Annotated in this window: 19 protein-coding genes; 8 read left to right on the forward strand and 11 right to left on the reverse strand. The window is 64.2% G+C overall.

The window, feature by feature from the left end:
• Positions 1-29: 29 nt before the first annotated feature.
• From GA0061098_RS11655 to GA0061098_RS11670, 4 genes are all read right to left on the reverse strand, one after another.
• Entirely contained in the window at positions 30-881 is an 852-nt protein-coding gene (locus GA0061098_RS11655; protein WP_091956462.1) for a carbohydrate ABC transporter permease, read from the reverse strand.
• The gene (locus tag GA0061098_RS11660; RefSeq protein ID WP_091956463.1) at positions 878-1,750 is read right to left on the reverse strand and encodes a carbohydrate ABC transporter permease; all 873 of its coding nucleotides are present in this window, start codon (positions 1,748-1,750) and stop codon (positions 878-880) included. Before GA0061098_RS11660 ends, GA0061098_RS11655 begins: the two co-directional genes overlap by 4 nt.
• 95 nt (positions 1,751-1,845) lie before the next feature.
• Positions 1,846-3,231, reverse strand: coding sequence for an ABC transporter substrate-binding protein (locus GA0061098_RS11665; protein ID WP_091956464.1), 1,386 nt, complete (start codon positions 3,229-3,231; stop codon positions 1,846-1,848).
• Between the two features lie 229 nt (positions 3,232-3,460).
• A complete protein-coding gene (locus GA0061098_RS11670) occupies positions 3,461-4,441 on the reverse strand; it encodes a LysR family transcriptional regulator (protein ID WP_091956465.1) in 981 nt (326 codons plus the stop codon).
• A gap of 118 nt (positions 4,442-4,559) precedes the next feature.
• Between GA0061098_RS11670 and GA0061098_RS11675 the strand changes: the two genes are divergently transcribed.
• Positions 4,560-5,633 carry a 4-oxalomesaconate tautomerase gene (locus GA0061098_RS11675; protein ID WP_091956466.1) on the forward strand — a complete coding sequence of 358 codons (1,074 nt, stop codon included), beginning with the start codon at positions 4,560-4,562 and terminating at the stop codon, positions 5,631-5,633.
• 69 nt (positions 5,634-5,702) lie between these two features.
• The gene (dctA, locus tag GA0061098_RS11680; RefSeq protein WP_091956467.1) at positions 5,703-7,088 is read left to right on the forward strand and encodes a C4-dicarboxylate transporter DctA; all 1,386 of its coding nucleotides are present in this window, start codon (positions 5,703-5,705) and stop codon (positions 7,086-7,088) included.
• A gap of 115 nt (positions 7,089-7,203) precedes the next feature.
• Here dctA and GA0061098_RS11685 read toward each other — a convergent pair whose 3' ends face one another.
• Positions 7,204-9,144, reverse strand: a complete 1,941-nt coding sequence (locus tag GA0061098_RS11685; protein ID WP_165637319.1) for an AsmA family protein — start codon at positions 9,142-9,144, stop codon at positions 7,204-7,206.
• Positions 9,145-9,416: 272 nt separating this feature from the next.
• Here GA0061098_RS11685 and GA0061098_RS11690 point away from each other — a divergent pair, with 272 nt between their 5' ends.
• The 3 genes from GA0061098_RS11690 to GA0061098_RS11700 are packed head-to-tail and all read left to right on the forward strand — an operon-like array spanning position 9,417 to position 11,451.
• Entirely contained in the window at positions 9,417-10,124 is a 708-nt protein-coding gene (locus GA0061098_RS11690; RefSeq protein ID WP_018317833.1) for a CoA transferase subunit A, read from the forward strand.
• Between the two features lie 18 nt (positions 10,125-10,142).
• On the forward strand, positions 10,143-10,793 hold the full coding sequence (locus tag GA0061098_RS11695; RefSeq protein WP_011089829.1) for a 3-oxoacid CoA-transferase subunit B: 651 nt from the start codon (positions 10,143-10,145) through the stop codon (positions 10,791-10,793).
• A gap of 22 nt (positions 10,794-10,815) precedes the next feature.
• The gene (locus GA0061098_RS11700) at positions 10,816-11,451 is read left to right on the forward strand and encodes a GNAT family N-acetyltransferase (RefSeq protein WP_091956469.1); all 636 of its coding nucleotides are present in this window, start codon (positions 10,816-10,818) and stop codon (positions 11,449-11,451) included.
• Between the two features lie 88 nt (positions 11,452-11,539).
• On the opposite strand, the gene GA0061098_RS11705 is transcribed toward GA0061098_RS11700, so the two are convergent.
• From GA0061098_RS11705 to GA0061098_RS11720, 4 genes are all read right to left on the reverse strand, one after another.
• Entirely contained in the window at positions 11,540-12,418 is an 879-nt protein-coding gene (locus GA0061098_RS11705; protein ID WP_091956470.1) for an SUMF1/EgtB/PvdO family nonheme iron enzyme, read from the reverse strand.
• A 52-nt stretch (positions 12,419-12,470) separates the two neighbouring features.
• Entirely contained in the window at positions 12,471-13,568 is a 1,098-nt protein-coding gene (gene nirK, locus GA0061098_RS11710) for a copper-containing nitrite reductase (protein WP_165637298.1), read from the reverse strand.
• A gap of 123 nt (positions 13,569-13,691) precedes the next feature.
• Positions 13,692-14,567, reverse strand: coding sequence for a copper chaperone PCu(A)C (locus GA0061098_RS47195; protein ID WP_091956472.1), 876 nt, complete (start codon positions 14,565-14,567; stop codon positions 13,692-13,694).
• A gap of 25 nt (positions 14,568-14,592) precedes the next feature.
• Complete coding sequence (locus GA0061098_RS11720; protein WP_091956473.1) at positions 14,593-14,793, reverse strand: hypothetical protein; 201 nt, start codon at positions 14,791-14,793, stop codon at positions 14,593-14,595.
• Positions 14,794-14,997: 204 nt separating this feature from the next.
• Here GA0061098_RS11720 and hemN point away from each other — a divergent pair, with 204 nt between their 5' ends.
• A complete protein-coding gene (hemN, locus tag GA0061098_RS11725; protein WP_091956474.1) occupies positions 14,998-16,350 on the forward strand; it encodes an oxygen-independent coproporphyrinogen III oxidase in 1,353 nt (450 codons plus the stop codon).
• Between the two features lie 200 nt (positions 16,351-16,550).
• Positions 16,551-16,748: a DUF1858 domain-containing protein gene (locus tag GA0061098_RS11730; protein ID WP_028140266.1), complete on the forward strand. Its 198-nt coding sequence runs from the start codon at positions 16,551-16,553 to the stop codon at positions 16,746-16,748.
• A gap of 98 nt (positions 16,749-16,846) precedes the next feature.
• Here the strand turns inward: GA0061098_RS11730 and GA0061098_RS11735 are convergent, their stop codons facing one another.
• Complete coding sequence (locus tag GA0061098_RS11735) at positions 16,847-17,584, reverse strand: Crp/Fnr family transcriptional regulator (RefSeq protein ID WP_091956475.1); 738 nt, start codon at positions 17,582-17,584, stop codon at positions 16,847-16,849.
• 130 nt (positions 17,585-17,714) lie between these two features.
• Between GA0061098_RS11735 and GA0061098_RS11740 the strand changes: the two genes are divergently transcribed.
• A complete protein-coding gene (locus tag GA0061098_RS11740) occupies positions 17,715-18,926 on the forward strand; it encodes an NnrS family protein (protein ID WP_091956476.1) in 1,212 nt (403 codons plus the stop codon).
• 3 nt (positions 18,927-18,929) lie between these two features.
• Here GA0061098_RS11740 and GA0061098_RS11745 read toward each other — a convergent pair whose 3' ends face one another.
• On the reverse strand, positions 18,930-19,967 hold the full coding sequence (locus tag GA0061098_RS11745) for an AraC family transcriptional regulator (RefSeq protein WP_091956477.1): 1,038 nt from the start codon (positions 19,965-19,967) through the stop codon (positions 18,930-18,932).
• Positions 19,968-20,023: the final 56 nt, after the last annotated feature.

Below are 20,023 nucleotides of genomic sequence, written 5' to 3' on the forward strand. Positions count from 1 at the left end.
CTTGCGGCGACTCGATGCGTCCTGTCGCGTCAGGACTTCACCGCACCTGCCGTGAGCCCGCCCACCATGTAGCGGCGGAAGGCATAGTAGATCGCGGCCGGCGGCAGCGCATAGATGAAGCCGGTCGTCATCAACAGCTCCCACGGCGAGTCGTCGGCGGCGAGGAAGTTGCCGAGCGCGACGGGGAGGGTGATCTCGCGGTCGTTCGACAGCAGCAGGAACGCGTAGAGATATTCGTTCCAGGCCAGCAGCACCGCATAAGTGCCGATCGCGACCAGCGAGGGCATCATCAGCGGCAGATAGACCAGGCGGAAGATCTGGAGCGTCGTCGCACCGTCCATCACGGCGGCTTCGTCCAATTCGACGGGCAGCTTGTCGGAGGCCTGTTTGAGCACCCAGATCGCGTAAGGGCTGGCGATGGTCACCATCGCCAGGATCAGCGACCAGTGATTGTTGAGCAGGCCGTAATTGCCCATGGTGCGGTACATCGGCACGGCAAGGAACGCCGCCGGGATGAAATAGGTGAACAGCGCGAGATTCATCACGGCCCGCCCGCCCGGCACCTTCAGCCGCGAGATCGAGAACGCTGCGGCGGTGGCGATGAACAGCGTCAGCACGCCGACGGATGCCGCGATCACCAGCGAGTTCCAGAACTGGATGTAGAAGTCGCGCAGGAAGTAGTGCTGCTGCTTGAACACGATTTCGAAGTTGTGCAGCGTCGGATGGTCCGGCCACAGCTTGCCGGAGAATGCGTCCTCCTTCGGCGAGATCGCGAACAGGAACATATGGTAGATCGGAATCATCGTCCAGAGGAAGACGGGAATGCCGATCAGCAGCAACCGCGCTTCGGTTGCGACTTCGCGCAGGGTGGGGAGCTTCATCGCGACAACCGTTTCATCATGAAGTACACGAGCGGCAGGACGAACGGCATTGCGCAGACGATCGACGCCATGGCCAGGCTGAGCTGGTCGAGCCGGAGATAGCGGATGCCGAGCGTCGCCAGCACATGCGTGAGGTCGGCCGGGCCGCCGCCGGTGAGCAGATAGACGCTGTTGAAGTCGCCGAGCGTCCAGATCATCGAGAGCAGCGTGCAGGTGATGTAGAGCGTCTGCATCGACGGCCAGGTGATGTAGCGGAATTTCTGCCACCAGCTCGCGCCGTCGACCTCGGCGGCCTCGAACAGATCGTGCGGGATCGCAAGGCGGCCGGTGATCAGGATCAGCGTCCAGAACGGCAGCGACTTCCAGATGTGCACGCCGATCGCCATGGTTAGCGCCACGGTCGGGTCGTTCAGCCAGTTCGGGCCGTCATCGCCGGTCAAGGAGAAGATGAGGTGGTTGATCACGCCCCATTCGGGATTGAGCATGAACCGCACCGACAGGATGGTCGGGATCGACGGCACCGCCCAGGGCAGAATGAAGATCACCGAGAGCCATTTGATCCAGGTGCGCTGCACCGCGAAGAAGCCGGACAGGAACAGCGCGATCAGCATCTTCACGTTGATGCCGATGACCAGGAAGATCAGCGTGTTGACCGCGGCGCGCGCGAAGATCGGATCGTTGTAGAGCGCGACATAGTTTGCCGGGGCGCGCGCCAGCCAGAGCCCGTAGCAGACGGGATAGACGACGAAGGCGAGGAAAACGAGCAAATAGGGCGCGAGTAGCACGATGCCCCAGACCTGCGCCGGGGTCAGCCGTGACGACAGGGGCGGGGCGGGCATTGCCTGATCGCCAGAGAGCGTGATCGCCATTCTTTTCGGACTCTTCAAAGAGATGCCGGCCGCGAAACGCGGCCGGTGTTGTTCTTACACCTCTCCCCGCACAGCGGGGAGAGGGAAAGGATGATTTAGCCCGCGACTTGCTTGATGCGGGCGATCAGTTCGTCGACGGCCTTGTCGACCGGAACCTTCTCGCTGACGACGCGATTCATCGCCTTCGCCCACACGTTCTCGTTGTTGAGGATCGTAAACTTCCAGTTCTTGGTGAAGTCGAACGCCGCGGTGCCGCCCTTGAACTGCGTGTAGACGGCCTTGCGGTGCTTGTCAGCCTGCCAGAACGGGCTTTCCTGGCTTTCCTTCGTCACCGGGAACCAGCGGCCGAGCGCGCCCTCGATGTAGGGACGGACGTTCTCTTCCTGGAGCAGGAAGCTGATGAACTGCTTGGCCTCGGCCTTGTTCTTGGCCGCGGTGAAGACCAGTCCGGTCTTGACGTCGGAGCGGTAGCGGATGGTCGAACCATCCGGCGCCTTCGGGAAGGACGCCGTCACGATGTCCTGCTCGTAGGCCTTCTTGCCGGCTTCGCGCTGCTCGGGCGTGAGCGCCTGGTTCTGGGAGTCCTCGAACCACTTCGCGGCGATCGAGATCGTGAAATTGTGGGTCATCACGATGGTCTTGTTGTGGAACGCGACGTTGTTGTCGGGGTCCTTCCAGGTCGTGGAGGATGGCGGCGTGCAACCCTTGATGTAGGTGTCGGTGTAATCCTTCATCGCCTTGATCAGGTTCTCGCGAACCTTGGGATCGTCGACCGTGAGCTTGCCGTCGTCGTCGACCAGCTTGACGTGGTAGGCGTCCATGAAGGTGTAGAACGACTGGAAGGCGTCGGTGGATTCCACGCCCATCGGCTGGCCGACGGCATAGATGCGCTGGCCGGTGGCCTTGCGGATCCCCGGCTGCACCTTGTCGCACCAGAACGTCCAGTAGCCCGTCCAGTCGTTCGGGATATCGGTGAGCTTGAAGCCGGACTTCTCCAGCATGTCGTTCCAGATCTGGACGTGCATGCTCTGCTGCTTCAGCGGGAAGCCGTAATAGGCCTTCTTCTTGGTGACGTCGTTATAGAGGATCGACGCATCCAGCGTGTTCTGCACGAACCGGCCCTTGATCGGCTCCATCACGTCGGAGAGATCCTCGAGCTTGCCTTCATAGGCCCACTTGCCCTGCGCCTGGACGTCATAAGAGTCCGAATAGGCGACATCGGGCACGGTGCCGGCATCGAGCGCGGCGACCGTCTTCGGAATCATGTCCTGGATCGCGTATTGCGACAATTCGACCTTGATGCCGGTCTTGGCTTCGAACTTCTTGATGGTCTCGATCAATGCGTCGTCTTCGGAGCGATAGAAGCCCTTGCCCCACCAGACCGTGATCGTCTTCTGCTGCGCAAATGCGGGTGCAGCGGCTGCAAACAGCCCGGCCGCAGCGACCGCCAGTGATACTGCGCCAATAACCTTGGATTTCACGTTTTTCTCCCTCAAACGGCCGGTGTTTTTAACCGGTCGTATAAAACACTAGCGCATGGCGTTAGCTCGATCTAGCGACATGTTGTCAGACATAGGTCGTGGGGATGGGCCTTGCGGAGATGCTTAACCCGTGCATCGATCCAATCGCCGCATCAATTCGCGGCAATCAATTCGCGCCATGCGAGGAACTCCAGTTTGGGGAACGGTCTCGTCCCGCTCTGGCGAGCCGTCAGCGTTTCCGCTTTAGACCCGTCGATATCGTGTTCGAACTTGCCTCAGCGGATCGGGGCCGCGGCTTGCCATGCCCGCTGGCTCGAGAAGGAGAGCGCCATGCCTCGAGGAGCATCTTCAAAAACTGGCTGGCATGCGGCGATAGCGTCGCCCCGCGCCTGCGCACGATTCCGATCGTCCGCGACACTTCCGGCTCGATCAGCCGAACGGTGTGAATGATCGGATGACCGGCGGCGGGCGTCGCGAGCCTCGGCAGCACGGCGATGCCCAATCCCTCTTCGACCAGACCAAGCGAGCCGGAGAGGTGAGCGACTTCATAGGACCAGTTCAGCTGCAGGCCCTGCCGCGCCAGCGCATTGTCGATCAACGCGCGATTGCCGCTGTTGCGACCGACAGTGATGACCCGGTGCGACACGATCTCCGACCAGCTCACCTGCTTGCGCGATGCCAGCGGATGGTCATGACGGCAGGCCAGGACGAAAGGGTCCTCGACCAATTTCTCGAATTCGATTTCGGCATGCGAAGCGCCGATGAAATTGATGCCGAAGTCAACTTCTCCGCGCGCCACCGCTTCCAACCCCTCATTGGCGCCGATATCCAGAATGCGGATGCGGATGCGCGGATAGGCTTCGGCGAACCGGCCGATCGCTCGCGGAAGAAAATAGAACACCGCCGTCGGCACCGCAGCCACGGAGACCAAACCCGAACTTCGCGCTCCGATATCATGGATGGCGAGCACCGAGGTCTCAAACTCGTCGATGAGGCGGCGGACCTTCGGCAGGAAGTCGCGGCCCGTCATGGTGAGATTGACGTGGCGCGTGGACCGTTCGAGCAACGGCGCACCAAGGCTTTCCTCCAGCTTCTGAATGCGTCGGCTGAGCGCCGGCTGTGACAGGTTCAGCGCCTTCGCGGTCCGGACGAAGCTGCCCATCTCCGCGACGGTGATGAACGCCTTGAGGTCGAGCAATTCTGCGTTCATGGCAAGGCTCCATTATGTCGGTCAGCGAAATAATACCTCAGATATTTGCATTTCACAAAAGAGTTCGGAGATAGGATGCTCTGGTTCAGGCGAACATGTCGCCGAACGGAAGAACATCATGAACGATCAGATTGCCATTCCCTGTGTGGTCATGCGCGGTGGGACCTCGCGCGGACCGTTTTTCCTGGCCCGCGACCTTCCTGCAGACCCCAGCTCGCGCGACGCGGTCCTGTTGTCGGTGATGGGAGGTGGGCACGATCTCGGAATCGATGGAATCGGCGGCGGCAATGCCGTGATCAACAAGGTCGCGATCATCGGACCGCCATCGGTGCCCGGCGCCGATGTCGACTACCTGTTCGCCCAGGTGCGCGTCCGTGAAGGGATCGTCGATACCTCGCCGAACTGCGGAAACATGCTGGCGGCCGTCGGCCCGTTCGCAATCGAAGCCGGCCTCGTCGCCGCTACCGCAGATCGCACCCATGTACGCATTCACAATGTCAATACCGGCAAGCTGATCGACGCGACGGTCGCCACCCCCGGAGGACGGGTGACCTATGAGGGCGAAGCGCGGATCGACGGTGTACCGGGAACGGCCGCGCCCATCGAGCTGTCGTTCCCCAACGCGGCCGGCGCACGCACCGGTCGCCTGCTGCCGACAGGACGTCCGGTCGACCGCATCGGAGGGATCGACGTGACCTGCATCGACGCAGCCATGCCCGTCATGCTGGTCCGCGCGGCAGATCTCGGATGGAGCGGCCGCGAGGCGCCCCCGGCCTTCGCCGACGGCGCCTTCCGCGGGCGGCTCGAAAATTTGCGCATCGAGGCTGGACGCCGGATGGGTTTTCCGGATTCCGCGTCAATGGTGATTCCGAAGCCGGTTCTGATCGCGCCCGCAAGCGGGGCGACGTTGGACGTCAGGTACTTCATGCCGCACGACTGCCATAGCGCGCTGGCGGTGACCGGCGCCGTCGCGATCGCGACCGCCTGTGTGACGCCCGGGACGATCGCCGCAGAGATGATTGGATCGCTGGCACCGCCGGTACCGATCACGCTCGCTCATCCTTCCGGCCAGCTCGTGGTTCGGCTGGAGCCCGGTCCGGTTGCCCGGGTGCAGCGGACAGCCCGGCGAATTCTCGAGGGCCATGTCTTCGCCCGTCGATCGCACGTCCCTCATTCGGTCCTGGCGGCCTGAAGCCGGACCGCTTTCAAAGCCTTCAAAAATCAGAGCCTTCAAAAAATCAGAGCCATGGGAGAAACGAGAATGCAGAAGCAAGCGCTGGTCGGGCCCGCGAACGGTGAGGCGCGAAAACCATTCTACCGGATCCTCTACGTCCAGGTGCTGATTGGCCTCATGCTGGGCGTCCTCACCGGCCATCTCTGGCCTGACTTCGGTGCCGCGTTGAAGCCGTTTGGAGACGGCTTCGTCAAGCTGGTCAAGATGATGATCGCGCCGATCGTGTTCTGCACCATCGTCAGCGGCATCAACAGCATCAGCGATTCCCGCGAAGTCGGTCGCACGCTGGTGAAATCCATGGCGCTGTTCTACCTGCTGACAGTGCTCGCACTGCTGGCCGGCCTGGTCGCCGTGTCGCTGATCCAGCCGGGTGTCGGCATGCATGTGTCCGTCAGCACGCTGGATCCGTCGGTGGCTGCGAAATTCACCAAGCAGGCGAGTGCGACCGGATTTGCGGACTTCATGCTGCACATCATCCCGCATTCCTTCTTTGGCGCGTTTGCCGATGGTGAAGTGCTACCGGTCCTGCTGGTCTCCATCCTGATCGCCTTTGGCCTGAGCCGTGCCGGCGATGGGGGTGCCGTGGTGACGAAGGCCGTCGATTCCTTCTCTCAGGTCCTGTTTGTGTCCTTTGGCTTCGTCATGAAGCTCGCGCCGCTCGGCGCCTTTGGAGCCATGGCGTTCACCGTGGGTCGCTACGGCATTCGATCGATTGGCTCGCTCGGATTGCTGATCCTGACCTTCTATATCGCCTGCTCCGTCTTCGTGGTCGTCGTGCTCGGCACGCTGGCGCGGCTGAACGGCTTCAGCCTGTGGAAGACCATCCGTTACTTCAAGGAAGAGCTGCTGATCGTGCTCGGCACGTCATCGTCGGAACCGGCGCTGCCGGGAGCGCTGCGCAAGCTGGAGCAGCTCGGATGCCGGAAAGGCGTGTCCGGCCTCGTGTTGCCGATGGGATATTCCTTCAATCTGGACGGCAGCGCCATCTATCTCACCCTGGCTTCCATCTTCATCGCGCAGGCCTGCGACATCCACCTGTCGTGGGGGCAGATTGCGGCGATGCTCGGACTGATGCTCCTGACGTCCAAAGGCGCGGCCGGCGTCACCGGCAGCGGCTTCGTGGCGCTTGTCGCAACCCTCTCCGTCATGCCGGATCTGCCGGTGACCGGCGTGGCGCTGCTTGTCGGCATCGACCGTTTCATGTCGGAAGCGCGGGCGCTGACCAGTATGATCAGCAACTGCGTCGCAGCCATTACCGTTTCGCTCTGGGAGGACGCCTGTGACCGCGAGGTGTTGGCTCGCGAACTGGGAGGGAGCGGCTCTCTCAAGGTCGCGGCCGGATCGAAGATCGGCGGAGGAGCAGTGCTGCAGGGGGACAAGGCCTGGATTTCGACGACGCAATCGGCCGCTTAACGCCACCTCCGGGATGAAATCGGCCGCACTGCTCGATTTGGATTTGGCAAGTCGCTGGCATGTCGAGCTTGTCGAGCTCGGGCTACCGAAATCCGCGAAGGCTGCGTTGATCAGCCTAGTTGGATTTGGCGTTTTCCTTCGCGTTCTCTTTGGCGTTCTCCGCCGTCGGAGATTCCGCCGGTGGAGGACGCTTTCCGCTGCCGGTGATGCGCTCGATCGCGGAGCGCACGGCGTCGCCCCCCTTGCGATCCTTCAGCATGTCGAGCAGCGGCGCGGAGGCCGGCGAGCGGCGGATCAGGCTTTCCGGGTCGGGGAAGATCAGGGGATCGTCCCAGGGACCCTGCACCACGAATGGCAATTCGAATCCCGACGTGCTGTTGAGGCTCGCCACGCCCTTCATGTCGTATTCGCGCGTCGGCACCGAGGCGGTGCCGGTGAGCGTGATCTTCGCCGCCGGCCCTTCGACACGGATGTCTTCGGCGGTGGCGACCCCATCGGAGAATTTCACGGCGATGGTGAGATTGTTGTACGGCGTCGAACCGTTGCGGAAATTGCCGCCGCCCGACAGCGGCCGCCGCTCCAGGCGCTTCAGCAGCTGCTCGGCATTGAAGCCCGAGATCGCGCCGTCGTGACCGGTGACGGTGGCGCTGCCGTCGAGCGACTGCACGAGGCCGAACGGGCTCGAGCCCGAGGCGAAGAGCGACACGTTGATGTTGCCGCGACCGGATAGCTTGCTGAGGCCGAACAGTTCGGTGGCGCAGGCCTGGAGATCGACATCTGTGAACTGGAATTGCGCCTTGATGTCGGCGACGGTGTCGGAGCGCGCGATGCCGAACGAGCCCTTGGCGATGCCGCCATAGACCTGCGCCTCGCCGACCGAGAGCGCCAGCGTGCCGTTGCGCAAATTGGCGCCGATCGCGGTGCGGCCGAGCCTGGTCGGCCCCACCGTCAGCTTTGCTGCCGACAGGCGCATGTCGAGGTCGGTCGTCGACAATCCGTTGAGATCGAACAGCTGCCTGTTCCAGTCCCGCGCGCCGCTCGCGAGCAGGCGGAAGGTGGAGATATAAGGAGTGAAGTCGAGCGCGTCGGCGGCAAGCGTCGCCTGCAGCGTCTGCCGGCCGTTATTTGCGTAGGTCATGACGCCTTCGGCGGCGTTGCCGTCGAGCTCGACATTGACGTTGGTGAGTGCGATCGAGGCGCCGACGACGTTGGCGCGCGCCTTCAGCACGAAGCGGCCGAAGCCGCCGCTGGCGGGTTGCGGCTGCCCGGTCCAGCGCAGCGCGTTGCGCAAGGAGGGGCTGTCGATCGTCAGCGTCCCTTCCATCATCGGGCTGGTGCGGTTGGCGACGCTGCCGTCGAAAGCGAGCTTGAGCGGTGCGCTGGCGATCCGCGCCTTCAACCCCGAGCGCTCGCCGGAGAGGGCGGCGACGAAATCGGAAAAGCTGATCGAGCCGTCGACACGCTCGCCGCGCCAGTCGAATTGTCCGGTCGCGGCGAAGGAGCGAGAGATCGAGGGCCAGGCCAGCGACAGGTCGATGTCCTCGAATTTCTCGGTGCCGTGCGTGGCGGCGTCCTGGTAGTCGAGCACGCCGTCCTGGATCCGGATTTCAGAGAACGAGACCTGGTTCTCGGCGCCGGGCTTCATGGTGCGCGCGATGGTCTGGATGAAGGGCGTCCAGTTGCTCTGGCCGTCCGGCTTCAGGCTGACATGGATGCGCGGCCGCAGCAGCGTCAGGTCGGCGATCTCGAACCGTTGCAGCAGCAAAGGCAGCAGCCGCAGATTGGCGGTGAGCACGTCGACCTGGAGCGCGGGATCGCTGGTGCCACCGCCCTTGAGGCCGACGTCGCGGAAAGAGATGTAGCTCGCCGGCAGCACCGAGATGTCGATTGCGCCCGCGACACTGAGCTCGAGCCCGGTGACGTCGCGGATCTGCGCTTCGACCGCCTTGCGCAGCGCGTCGCGGTTGATGAGCCATGAGGTCGCGATCAGGGCGATCAGCGCGACGCCGAGCAGCGCCGCGATCGGCGTCCCGAGGCGCTTCATTCCTTGGGCCATGGTCAATGGCATGTCCTGATCGGGTTGGTCGTTGGAGCCAGGAGGGCGGGTCGGAAAACCTGCGTGCCCACGCCCAACCCCCGCAACTTGATGGGTTTTCTTGTCGCTTTCAAGGCCGGGGACGGTTCTGCCCACGGTGTGGGCAGCTTCTATCACCCGGGCGCGGTGCGGAGAACCCCGTATCATTGACGGCTTTGGAGGATTTCGCCTAATAATCGCCGCCAATAGGGCGCGCCGCCTCCAAGCCGAAGGTTCAGTCGAAGGTTATTTGCATGAACAAGGTCTATCCCGACGCCAAGTCGGCTCTGTCAGGCATTTTGAAAGACAACATGATGATCATGTCGGGAGGCTTCGGCCTCTGCGGCATCGCCGAGGAGCTCTCGGATGCGATCCGCGAGTCCGGCGTCAAGGGCCTGACGGTGGTCTCCAACAATGCCGGCGTCGACGGCATCGGGCTCAGCCGCCTTTTGGAAACCCGGCAGATCAAGAAGATGATCTCGTCCTATGTCGGCGAGAACAAGCTGTTCGCCCAGCAATTCCTCGCCGGCGAGCTGGAACTCGAATTCAATCCGCAGGGCACCCTTGCCGAGCGCATCCGCGCCGGCGGCGCCGGCATCCCGGCCTTCTACACCAAGACCGGTGTCGGCACGCTGATCGCCGAAGGCAAGGAAGTGAAGGAATTCGACGGCGAGAAGTATCTGATGGAACGCGGCCTGTTCGCCGACCTCGCCATCGTGCATGCCTGGAAGGGCGACACCGCCGGCAACCTCATCTACCGCAAGACCGCGCGCAATTTTAACCCGATGATGGCGACCGCCGCCAAGATCACCGTCGCCGAGGTCGAGCATCTGGTTCCGGCGGGTGAACTCAATCCCGACCACATCCACACGCCCGGCATCTTCGTGAAGCGCATCGTCGAGGTCGGCACGGCCAAGAAGCGCATCGAATTCCGCAACACCCGCCCGCGTACCGCCGCTTAAGCGTATCAGGAGACACACATGGCCTGGACCCGTGAACAGATGGCCGCGCGCGCCGCAAAGGAACTGCGTGACGGCTACTACGTCAATCTCGGCATCGGCATCCCGACGCTGGTTTCGAACTTCATCCCCGACGGGGTCGATGTCAGCCTGCAGAGCGAGAACGGCATGCTCGGCATGGGCCCGTTCCCCTATGAAGACGAGGTGGACGCGGACCTGATCAACGCCGGCAAGCAGACGGTGAGCGAGCTGCCCTCGACCTCGTATTTCTCGAGCGCGGATTCCTTCGGGATGATCCGCGGCGGCCACATGGACCTGTCGATCCTCGGCGCCATGCAGGTGGCCCAGAACGGCGATCTCGCCAATTGGATGATCCCCGGCAAGATGGTCAAGGGCATGGGCGGCGCGATGGACCTCGTCGCCGGCGTCAAGCGCGTCGTCGTGGTGATGGAGCATTCGGCCAAGGACGGCTCCAAGCTCCTGAAGAAGTGCAATCTGCCGCTGACCGGCGAGCGCGTGGTCGACATGGTCGTCACGGATCTGGCGGTCTTCACCATCGACAAGCACGGCGACGGCGGCATGGCCCTGATCGAGCTCGCCGACGGCGTCTCGCTCGACGAGGTCAAGGCGAAGACCGAAGCCGAGTTTCGCGTGGCGCTGAAGAACACGTAGGGTCTTCGAGAATAGGGCGCGTATGACGATAAGGTCAGCGCGTCCCGAGGACGCTGCTTTCATCGCAAGAACCATCCTGTACTCGATGCGCGGCTATCGGCCGCGCGGCTGGTTCGACGTGGCGCTCGGCTGGCCGGAAGCGGAGTGCCTCGATTTCATTGCGCGCGTCGCCGTCGCACGCGCGGTGTCGATGTGGCACGTGTCGCAGTTCCTGGTCGCCGAGATCGATGGCAAGCCTGCTGCTGCACTTTGCGCCGTGCCTGCGGCCGGCACCGGACCTGCGGCCTGGCGCGCGCTCGAAGAGGTCGGTCTCTCAACTGGGCTCACGGCGTCAGAGCTGGACGCCATCCGCCGGCGCGGCGCCTATTCGCGGGCTTGCTGGGTCCAGGGCGGCGAGGGCGACTGGATGATCGAGCATGTCGCGACCGATCCTGCCCATCGCGGTCGCGGCCTGATGCAGGTGCTGATCGCGCACGCGCTGGACAAGGGACGGGCGGCCGGGTTTGCCCGGACGACGATATCGTTCCTGATCGGCAACGAGCCCGCCGAGCGCGCCTACGCCAAGGCCGGATTTGTCTTTGCGGAGGAGAAACGCGATCCCGCGTTCGAGACGATCATCGGAGCACCGGGCTTTCGCATGTTCGCGCGCGCGATTTGACGTGTCCGTAGCCCGCATGTGCGAAGCGATATGCGGGACCTTCCCGGGTGTCGCTTCGCTCACCCGGGCTACGCGGCGATAATCTTGGCTACGACCTCACCGCCCACACCTTGCTCCACCGCGCCGACACGCTCGCGACCCAGGAGGTCTCCTCGCGCACCAGGCGGAAGCCGAGATTGGCGGGCGGCACGCCCTGGGCGCAGCCGCCGGCGCGGGCGTCGCGGATGAAGTCGGTGACATAGGCGCGGTGGGCGCCCTCGGCGACACGCACGCCGCAGTTCACGGTGGGGCGGCCGGCATTGCCGGCGGCGTCGACACGCGAGCGCACGAAGCAGGTCGAGGTCCATTCCCAGACGTTGCCGGCGAGGTCTTCGACGCCGTGCTCGTTCGGGCCGAACTTGCCGAACGGATAGGCCGTGGTGTCGGAAAGGTCGCGTTCGGATTCGCGCTCGTAGCGGCTGATCCAGCGTTTTGAAGGATCGTCGGCATCGACAGCGACGCCATCGTCCTTGAATCTGGAGCCGGCTGCAAAGGCCCATTCTGCATCGCTCGGCAGGCGGTAATGGTGGCCTGTCTTGCGCGACAGCCAGCCTGCGTAAGCCTCGGCATCGTGCCAGCTCACCTGCACCGCGGGACGATCGGGAGCGACCGCCACGTCGCGATCGAGCGCGCGGCAGGCGCCATCCCGCACGCAGAGCTGATAGTCGGATGAGGAGACCTGATTTCGCATGATGTGGAGCGGCCGGTCGACGCGCATCGCGCGCAGTGGCGCTTCCGCCTGCTGTCCGCCGCGCGTGAAATCGCCGGCCTCGCGATAGGACAGGCTGCCCGCTGCGACCCTGACGATCGCAGGCTCCGACGCCGTGCCGCGGACGGTCATGTCCGAGACCAGCGGCGCCATCGCGATCGGCCCGGCGAGTCCGGCGGCGCAGGCGAGTGCCAGTTTGAGTTTGAATGCGATCAGCATGGTCATTCCTCGAAGAAAGAAGGGGCCGGTGATGACCGGCCCCTTGTCGCGTTTAGTTGGTGTTGGCTGCCGGTATGTCGGCAGGGGCCTTCACCTGCATCATCAGATCGTCGTTCCATTTGCCTTCGACCTTGAAGTGCGCGGTGGCGCCGAGGTCGGCGGCCTCGATCAGATTGTGCGTGACGTAGGCGTAGATGCCGGGCTGCTGGAACTTGTACAGTGCAGCTCCCGCCGAGCCGCCGCGGATGAACCAGGTCTCGAGCCCGACTTCGGGGGCATTGCCGAACTTGCCGGTCTCCCAGACATAGTCGCCATGGCCGCCGATCAGATGCGGACGGCTGTCGCGGTTGGCTTGCGAATGCACGATCAGCACGTTCTCGCCGACATTGGCCGTCAGCGCGTTCTTGCCGGTCAGCGCACCGGCCTTGCCGTTGAACACGACATGGGTCGGGATCAGCTTCTTCATCACCTCTTCGGTCTCGGTGAAGGCCTCGCCAGGCGATTCGTAGGACTTGAAGTTGCCTTTCTCGTCGCGCGGCACGTACATGTCCTGCTCGCCGATGTAGTAGACCTTATCGTATTTCAGCGCGCGGCCTTTGCCGTCGTTGAGGCCGTCACGCGGCAGCACCATCACGGCGCCGTTCATGCCCGAGACGACGTGCCAGGGGATCATCGGGCCGCCCGGAGCGCAATGGTAGACGAACACGCCGGTCTTGGTTGCCTTCCAGCGCAGCACGACCTGCTCGCCGGGATTGACCAGGGTGAGCGCGCCGCCACCGAGCGCGCCGGTCGCGGAATGGAAGTCGATGTTGTGCGGCATGGTGTTGGTCGCGGGATTGACCAGCGTCGTTTCGACGTAGTCGCCCTCGTGCACGACCATCAGCGGGCCCGGCATCGAACCGTTGAAGGTCATCGCCTGGAAGGTGGTGCCCTTCTCGTCGATGACGACCTTCTTCTCCTCGATCGTGAGCTTGAACTCGATGATCTTGGGGCCTTGCTTGGTCGCCTGCTCGTGCGCATGCACGAAGGGCGGAGCGACCAGCTCTACCTTCTGGCGCGGCAGTTTGAGATCATCGGCCGCGAAGGCGGGGGTCGCCAGCATCAGCGCGGTCGCGGCGGCGCTGATCAATGCGGCTCTGCGGGTGAACATCGGAAGCATCCTTCATCTGGAAAGGTTTTTGATGACGGATGCAGTGTGCGCCGATCGTGGCAAGAGTGTTTGCGCTGCGACAAGGTTTTGCCGGATTCGGCTCCGCAACAGTCCTTAGGTGCCTCAACGGAGCAGGATCGGTGACACGACCTTGACTGCATCCGAGGGCGTGATGCGGATGTCGAGGCCGAGCGACCAGCGGCCTGACAGCGGTGCCGACATTCTGACTCGCCACTGATCGTTGCCGACGCGTTCGGCGTTCGCGGTGATCGGCGCGACGCCGTGCTCGGGGTTGCCGAGCGTGACAGCAACCGCGTCGGCGCTCAGCGGCAACTCATTCGCATCTTCAAGCTGGATTGCGATTTCAACCGGACCGGCGCGCCCGGGCGAGACCGTGACGTTGGCCATGGCCTTTTCAGCATGGAGATGCGTGAAGAAGCTCTCGTCAGCTTCGGTCGTCGACGCGGGTGGGACCGCCGCAGCCTGCTCCACGCGATGTGCAGGCTCTGCGGCCGCCGTTGTCTTCGTGCTTGCGGGAGCCTGTGCGCCGATGGCCTGCACGTCCAGCGTCACTTTCACCGCGCCGGCGTGCTCGAACGACAGCGTCACGGGCATCAGGTCGCCGGCATGGAGCGGCACATCGAGACCGATGAACATCAGGTGTCCGCCGCCGGGCGCAAGCGTCACGATTTGTCCGGGTGCGATGACAAGGCCCTTGTCGAGCGGACGCATGGTCATGACACCGTCGTTGACGGTCATCTCGTGGATCTCGGTTCGAAGCGCATGGGCGGCCGATGCGGCCTGCAGCCGCTCCGGCGCGTGGCCCCTGTTCTCGATCGTCAGATAGCCGCCGGCGACCCTGGCTCCGCCGGGCGTCGCCCGGCTCCAGGCCCTGGTAACGACCAGATCGCCGCTGGTCGTGTCGGCCGCGAAGGCCGGCGCTCCGGCAAGACATGTCAGGATGATCGCGCCGGCGAATGCGCGCTTGGATGAGATCATGGTCGAGGCCTTCGCGAAGACGTGACTAAAATAGATGTGTGGCAAACCAGACCGTTGCCCAGATCGCCAGCGACAGCACGGCGAAGACGGCAATGGCCGCGGCCAGAGCGCGCACGGTGCCGGCCGGGGCCGGTGCGACCGGGGCCGGCCGAAAGTCGTCGAAACGCGGGATATGGCCGCGGACGTCGAGCAAGGAAAGAATCAGTTCGAGTGCGAGAAGCCTCATGGGCAAACGCTCCGGATGGCGTGCGAATTACCATGATCATGACCCCGAACCGGCCGCTGCGCTTTGCGCGAGCGCAATGTCTGCTGCACCCCCGGCCGACTTTGCGCGAGCGCAAGGTCGCCTCCGCGGATCCGGGTTATTGGAGTGCATTCCGTGATTTGCCGTGATGTCTGCGCACGGCGGAAATTTACGAATGGGTAAGACATGAGAGCTGATCTTGCGGCGAGCTACGGCGAAGAACGATTGCCACGCTACACGAGCTATCCGACCGCACCGCATTTTTCGACGGCGGTCGGACCGGACGCCTACGCCAGCTGGTTGGCGGAGCTGCCGGCGGGCGCCAGCGCGTCACTCTATCTCCACGTGCCGTTCTGCCGTGAGATGTGCTGGTATTGCGGCTGCCATACCCAGATCGTCCGCCGCGACGAGCTAATCGCCGGCTATCAGCGGACGCTGCGCAACGAGATCGTGCAGGTCGCCGAAACCATCGGCCGCCGCATCAAGGTGGAGCACATCCATTTCGGCGGCGGCACGCCGACGATCATGCAGCCGGAAGCTTTCGCCGAGTTGATGGCGACGATGCGCCAGAAGTTCTTCGTGCTACCCTCGGCTGAGATCGCGGTCGAGATCGATCCCCGCACATTGACCGCCGACATGGTCGATGCCATGCGGCTCTCCGGCGTCAACCGTGCGAGCCTTGGCGTGCAGAGCTTCGATCCCGTGGTGCAGCGTGCGATCAACCGCGTGCAAAGCTTCGAGCAGACGGCTTCCGTGGTCGACATGCTCCGGCGCGCCGGCATCGAGGGTCTCAATTTCGACCTGATCTACGGGCTGCCGCACCAGACCGTCGCGTCGTGTCTGGATACGGTCCGGCGCAGCCTCACGCTCGCGCCCGACCGCTTCTCCGTGTTCGGGTACGCTCATGTGCCCAGCTTCAAGAAGCACCAGCAGATGATCAACGAGGCCGTGTTGCCGGACGGACTCGCGCGCCACGACCAGGCTTGCGCGATCGCGAATGCATTGAAGGAGGCCGGTTACGTGCAGATCGGGCTCGATCATTTCGCGCGACCCGACGATTCCATGGCAGTGGCCTTCGAGGAACGGACGCTGCGGCGCAATTTTCAGGGCTACACCACCGACAAGAGCGAAGTCCTGCTCGGTTTCGGCGCGAGCGCGATTGGGCATTTGCCGCAAGGTTACGTCCAGAACGAGGTGCAGATCGGCGCCTATGCGCAAAGCGTCGCCGCCGGCCGTCTCGCCACCGCCAAGGGCTATGGGCTCACCGACGACGACCGGCTACGCGCCGACATCATCGAACGCATCATGTGCGAGTTCAGCGCCGATCTCGGCGACATCTGCGCGCGCCATGGCGCGGAGGCGGGGGCGATGCTGAATTCGGCGGCGCGTCTGAAGCCGCTGATCTCCGACGGCATCGTGAGGCTGGATGGCAACCGCCTCGCAGTTGCAAAGGATTCGCGCTTCCTGGTCCGCAGCGTCGCGGCCGCGTTCGACGCGCATCTCAATCCGGCGAAGCAGCTGCACAGCCGGGCTGTGTAAGGTCTCTCCTCCTGTCATTCCGGGGCGCCGGCAGGGGGAACCCGGAATCTCCACGTCACCTGCTGCGCGATGGATTCTCAGATGCGCAATTGCGCATCATAGTTCGCGCTTCGCGCGCTCCCGGAATGACAAGCCAGCTTGCGCTTCGACAAGGAGCCTTCGGTCCATTCTGCTATCGTCGTTGCGGAACGGAGTTGTCCATGTCTTTTGGATCCGACGATCTGGTCGATGACATCATGCGTACCGCGCCGCACACGATCCGCGTGTTTCTGGCCTTCAGGATGGCTTGTGTCGGTTGCCCGATCGCAACCTTCCACACGGTGGATGATGCCTGCCGCGAGCATGGCATCGACCGCGAAAAATTCCTCGCCGCGTTGTGCGATTGCGTGCCGGCGTGAAGCGGTCCGGAATTCGCGCGGGCGCGCGCGGATTCCCGGGTGAGGGACGGCTTTCGCCGTAAGCGGAAGCGCCCCTCACCCCTATCTCGATCCCTATCTTAATCCCTATCTTGGGTGGAGACGTCCCGGCGCGCGCCGCTGTCGGCGCTCCGCTCCGCCAACACGACGATCCTGTGCGGATCGCGCAGGATGATGCGCTGACGGCCGCTCTCGACGAGGCCCTGGCTCTCCCAGCCGCTCAGGATGCGGCTGACGGTGTGCAGCGTGGTGCCGGTCATCTGCGCGATGTCCTGGCGGCTGATCGGGAAGTCGATCTCGATGCCGTGGTCGAGCTTCTTGCCGGACTGCTTGGCGAGGCGCAGCAGCGCATGCGCGACGCGCTGTTCGACTTGCTGCGTCGACATTTCTAGGATGCGGGTGTGGCTTTCCTGGAGCCGCGTGCCGACAGTCTGGAGCGTGTTGGCGGCCAGGGAGGGAAATCGCTCGATCAGCCGCGGCCAGGCCGAGGTTGGCCAAATCAGCACCACGCTGTCATCGACCGCCATCGCCGTCGCCGGATACTGCACGGCTCCGATCGCCATGGCGAGCCCGAACGTTTCGCCGGGCGCGACGTAGCGGACCACGATCTGCTCGCCGGTCGGCGTGGTCTTGGCCGCGCGGACATGGCCGTGCAGCAGCAGGAAGAAGGACTGCGCGTCCGCGCCCTGCTCGAAGATGGCACTGTTCTTGGGATAGCGCGCCGAACGGGCCTCACGCAGGATCTCATCCAGAGCTTCCGGCGTGACCCCGGCAAACAGCGGCAAATGCGCAACCAGCGATGTGTCGACCTTGGCCATTCTGCCTCCTTGGCATCAGGGAGTGTGATGGCACCAGCAATCGTTCGATAGTTTGCGATAGCGCAAAACGGGACGGCTGGGTGGCAGTATTTTTCCAGACAACGGACTGAAATTTATTGGAGTTGACCCCATGGCTGGCGCCCGATCCCGCAACTTTGAGGGCTGGCCGCTGTTTGCGAACAGTTTTCGGCCCTTTTTCCTGCTCGCCGCGATCCAGGCGGGCCTATCGATCCTGGCCTGGCTGCCGATGTTCTACGGCGAATTGTCGGTGAGTTCCGCGTTCGCGCCGCGCGACTGGCACGTCCACGAGATGCTCTACGGCTTCCTGCCGGCGGTGATCACCGGGTTCCTGTTCACGGCCATCCCGAATTGGACCGGGCGGCTGCCGATCCAGGGCACCTCGCTGGGCGCGTTGGTGATGGTCTGGCTTGCCGGACGTGTCGCGGTGACGTTGTCGGCCGATACCGGCTGGGCGTTCGCGCTTCTCGTCGATGCCGCCTTCCTGGCGCTGGTCGTCGCCGCCGCGGCGCGCGAGATCATCGCAGGCGGCAACTGGCGCAACCTGCCCGTGGTGGCGCTGGTGTCCGTTCTGCTCGCCGGCAACGTCGCTTTTCATCTGGAGGCGCACTACCAGGGCGCGGCTGATTTCAGCATCCGCGTCGGCATCGGTGTGGTCATGCTGCTGATCTCGCTGATCGGAGGCCGCATCATTCCGAGCTTCACTCGCAACTGGCTGGTCAAGTTCAATCCCGGCCGCCTGCCTGTGCCGTTCGGACGCTTCGACGGCGCAGTGATCGGATGCAGCGCGCTCGCGCTGATCTTCTGGATCGTGGCGCCGCTGAATGCCGTCACCGGTGTCCTGATGGCGCTGGTCGGCGGGCTGCATCTGGTGCGGCTTGCGCGCTGGGCCGGCGATCGCACTTTTCGCGAGCGACTGCTGGTGATCCTGCATATTGGCTACGTCTTCGTGCCGCTCGGCTTCATCCTGCACGCCGTCGCGGTTTTCGGAGCGCTGCCGCCAAGCGCCGGCATCCACGCCTGGATGACGGGCGCGGCGGGAACCATGACGCTGGCGGTAATGACCCGCGCGAGCCTCGGCCACACCGGACAGGCGTTGACCGCTTCGCCGGCGACCCAGGGAATCTATGCTGCGATCATCATCGCGGCTCTGGCACGGGTCGCCGCCGTGGTGTTGCCAGCGCACAGCGATCTGTTGTTGCACATCGCCGCCTGCGGCTGGCTCGTCGCGTTCCTCGGATTTGCCGTCGCGTTCGGCCCGCTGCTCGCCGGCAGCCGGCGGCGTGCCCTCGCCACGATGGGCGTGCCTGCTCCGGCGCGCTGAAACTCAAGCTGCGGTCGCCGAGGGCGCATCGGGCGGCGGTGTCGGAGGCCGAACGCCCTTGCGCCAGTCGGTGACGGTGCAGCCGAACCGGCCGCGGAACCAGCGCGCCATGGCGCTCTGCGCGGAGAAGCCGAGTTGGGTCGCGATGTCAGCCAGCGGCCGGTCGGGGTCCTCGATCAGCTGGATCACGAGATCGGCGCGTTGCGCATCCAGGATGGCCGAGAAGCTGGTGCCTGATGCGGCCAGATGCCGGTGGATGGTACGGCGGGTGCAGGCAAGATGCTCGGCGACGCGCTCGACGGTGCAGTCGCCGCCGGCGAGCAGGGTCCGTACGACCTCGTCGACCTTCCCTTCCCAACTTGCCGGCCGGGTCTCGATCGCCTCGATCCGCTTGCGCAGATAGCTCGCGATCAGGGGATGCGCGCTCGGGATCCGGCGCTCCATGTCGCGCGCCGAGAGCAGCATCGCATCGTGTTCGGCGTTGAAGGTCACGCGGCAGCCGTAGAACTCGCGATAGCGCTTGCGATCGCGCGGCGGCGGGTAATGCAGGTGGACCTCCTGCGGCCGCCAGTCATGGCCGTACAGCGATTGGATGATGCGGTGGATGCTGCCGAGCACCATGTCGATCGCCTGGCGCGGCGCGCTCGGCCGCCGGTCGCGCAGGTGCAGCGTGGCCGTCACGATCTGCCCGTCGCGCGCAACATCCAGCCGCATGCCGTCATGATGGATGTGGATGAAGCGCGAAAATGCGTCGATCGCCTCGCCGACGGTCGCCTGTTCGCGCACGATCAGGCCGACCGCACCGAAATTGGTCAGGCCGCCACGCTCGGCGAGACGCAAGCCGAAATCTTCGGCGCCGGAGGCCTCCGCCGACAATTCGAGCAGACGGCGCAGGCCGGCGACGGCAATGGGCGTATCGGGCTTGTCGAGGCAGGCCAGCGGCAGCCTGGCCTTGCGCATCATCTGTTTGGGATCGAGCCCGACCGACCGGGCGATCTCCGGGTAGTAGCTCAAGCCTGCGCTGCGAACGAGGTCGGTCATGCGAACCGTTCCTGCCAGCCATTCCCGCAGATGTCCCGAAATGTAAAGTTTCTGTC

The sequence above is a fragment of the Bradyrhizobium shewense genome, from assembly GCF_900094605.1.
Lineage (GTDB): Bacteria > Pseudomonadota > Alphaproteobacteria > Rhizobiales > Xanthobacteraceae > Bradyrhizobium > Bradyrhizobium shewense.

Coding starts and splice junctions, on each gene's coding strand:
- GA0061098_RS11655 (WP_091956462.1), bottom strand. CDS start 881: ATGAAGCTCCCCACCCTGCGCGAAGTCGCAACCGAAGCGCGGTTGCTG.
- GA0061098_RS11660 (WP_091956463.1), bottom strand. CDS start 1,750: ATGGCGATCACGCTCTCTGGCGATCAGGCAATGCCCGCCCCGCCCCTG.
- GA0061098_RS11670 (WP_091956465.1), bottom strand. CDS start 4,441: ATGAACGCAGAATTGCTCGACCTCAAGGCGTTCATCACCGTCGCGGAG.
- GA0061098_RS11675 (WP_091956466.1), top strand. CDS start 4,560: ATGAACGATCAGATTGCCATTCCCTGTGTGGTCATGCGCGGTGGGACC.
- dctA (WP_091956467.1), top strand. CDS start 5,703: ATGCAGAAGCAAGCGCTGGTCGGGCCCGCGAACGGTGAGGCGCGAAAA.
- GA0061098_RS11685 (WP_165637319.1), bottom strand. CDS start 9,144: ATGGCCCAAGGAATGAAGCGCCTCGGGACGCCGATCGCGGCGCTGCTC.
- GA0061098_RS11690 (WP_018317833.1), top strand. CDS start 9,417: ATGAACAAGGTCTATCCCGACGCCAAGTCGGCTCTGTCAGGCATTTTG.
- GA0061098_RS11695 (WP_011089829.1), top strand. CDS start 10,143: ATGGCCTGGACCCGTGAACAGATGGCCGCGCGCGCCGCAAAGGAACTG.
- GA0061098_RS11700 (WP_091956469.1), top strand. CDS start 10,816: ATGACGATAAGGTCAGCGCGTCCCGAGGACGCTGCTTTCATCGCAAGA.
- GA0061098_RS11705 (WP_091956470.1), bottom strand. CDS start 12,418: ATGCTGATCGCATTCAAACTCAAACTGGCACTCGCCTGCGCCGCCGGA.
- nirK (WP_165637298.1), bottom strand. CDS start 13,568: ATGTTCACCCGCAGAGCCGCATTGATCAGCGCCGCCGCGACCGCGCTG.
- GA0061098_RS47195 (WP_091956472.1), bottom strand. CDS start 14,567: ATGATCTCATCCAAGCGCGCATTCGCCGGCGCGATCATCCTGACATGT.
- GA0061098_RS11720 (WP_091956473.1), bottom strand. CDS start 14,793: ATGAGGCTTCTCGCACTCGAACTGATTCTTTCCTTGCTCGACGTCCGC.
- hemN (WP_091956474.1), top strand. CDS start 14,998: ATGAGAGCTGATCTTGCGGCGAGCTACGGCGAAGAACGATTGCCACGC.
- GA0061098_RS11730 (WP_028140266.1), top strand. CDS start 16,551: ATGTCTTTTGGATCCGACGATCTGGTCGATGACATCATGCGTACCGCG.
- GA0061098_RS11735 (WP_091956475.1), bottom strand. CDS start 17,584: ATGGCCAAGGTCGACACATCGCTGGTTGCGCATTTGCCGCTGTTTGCC.
- GA0061098_RS11740 (WP_091956476.1), top strand. CDS start 17,715: ATGGCTGGCGCCCGATCCCGCAACTTTGAGGGCTGGCCGCTGTTTGCG.
- GA0061098_RS11745 (WP_091956477.1), bottom strand. CDS start 19,967: ATGACCGACCTCGTTCGCAGCGCAGGCTTGAGCTACTACCCGGAGATC.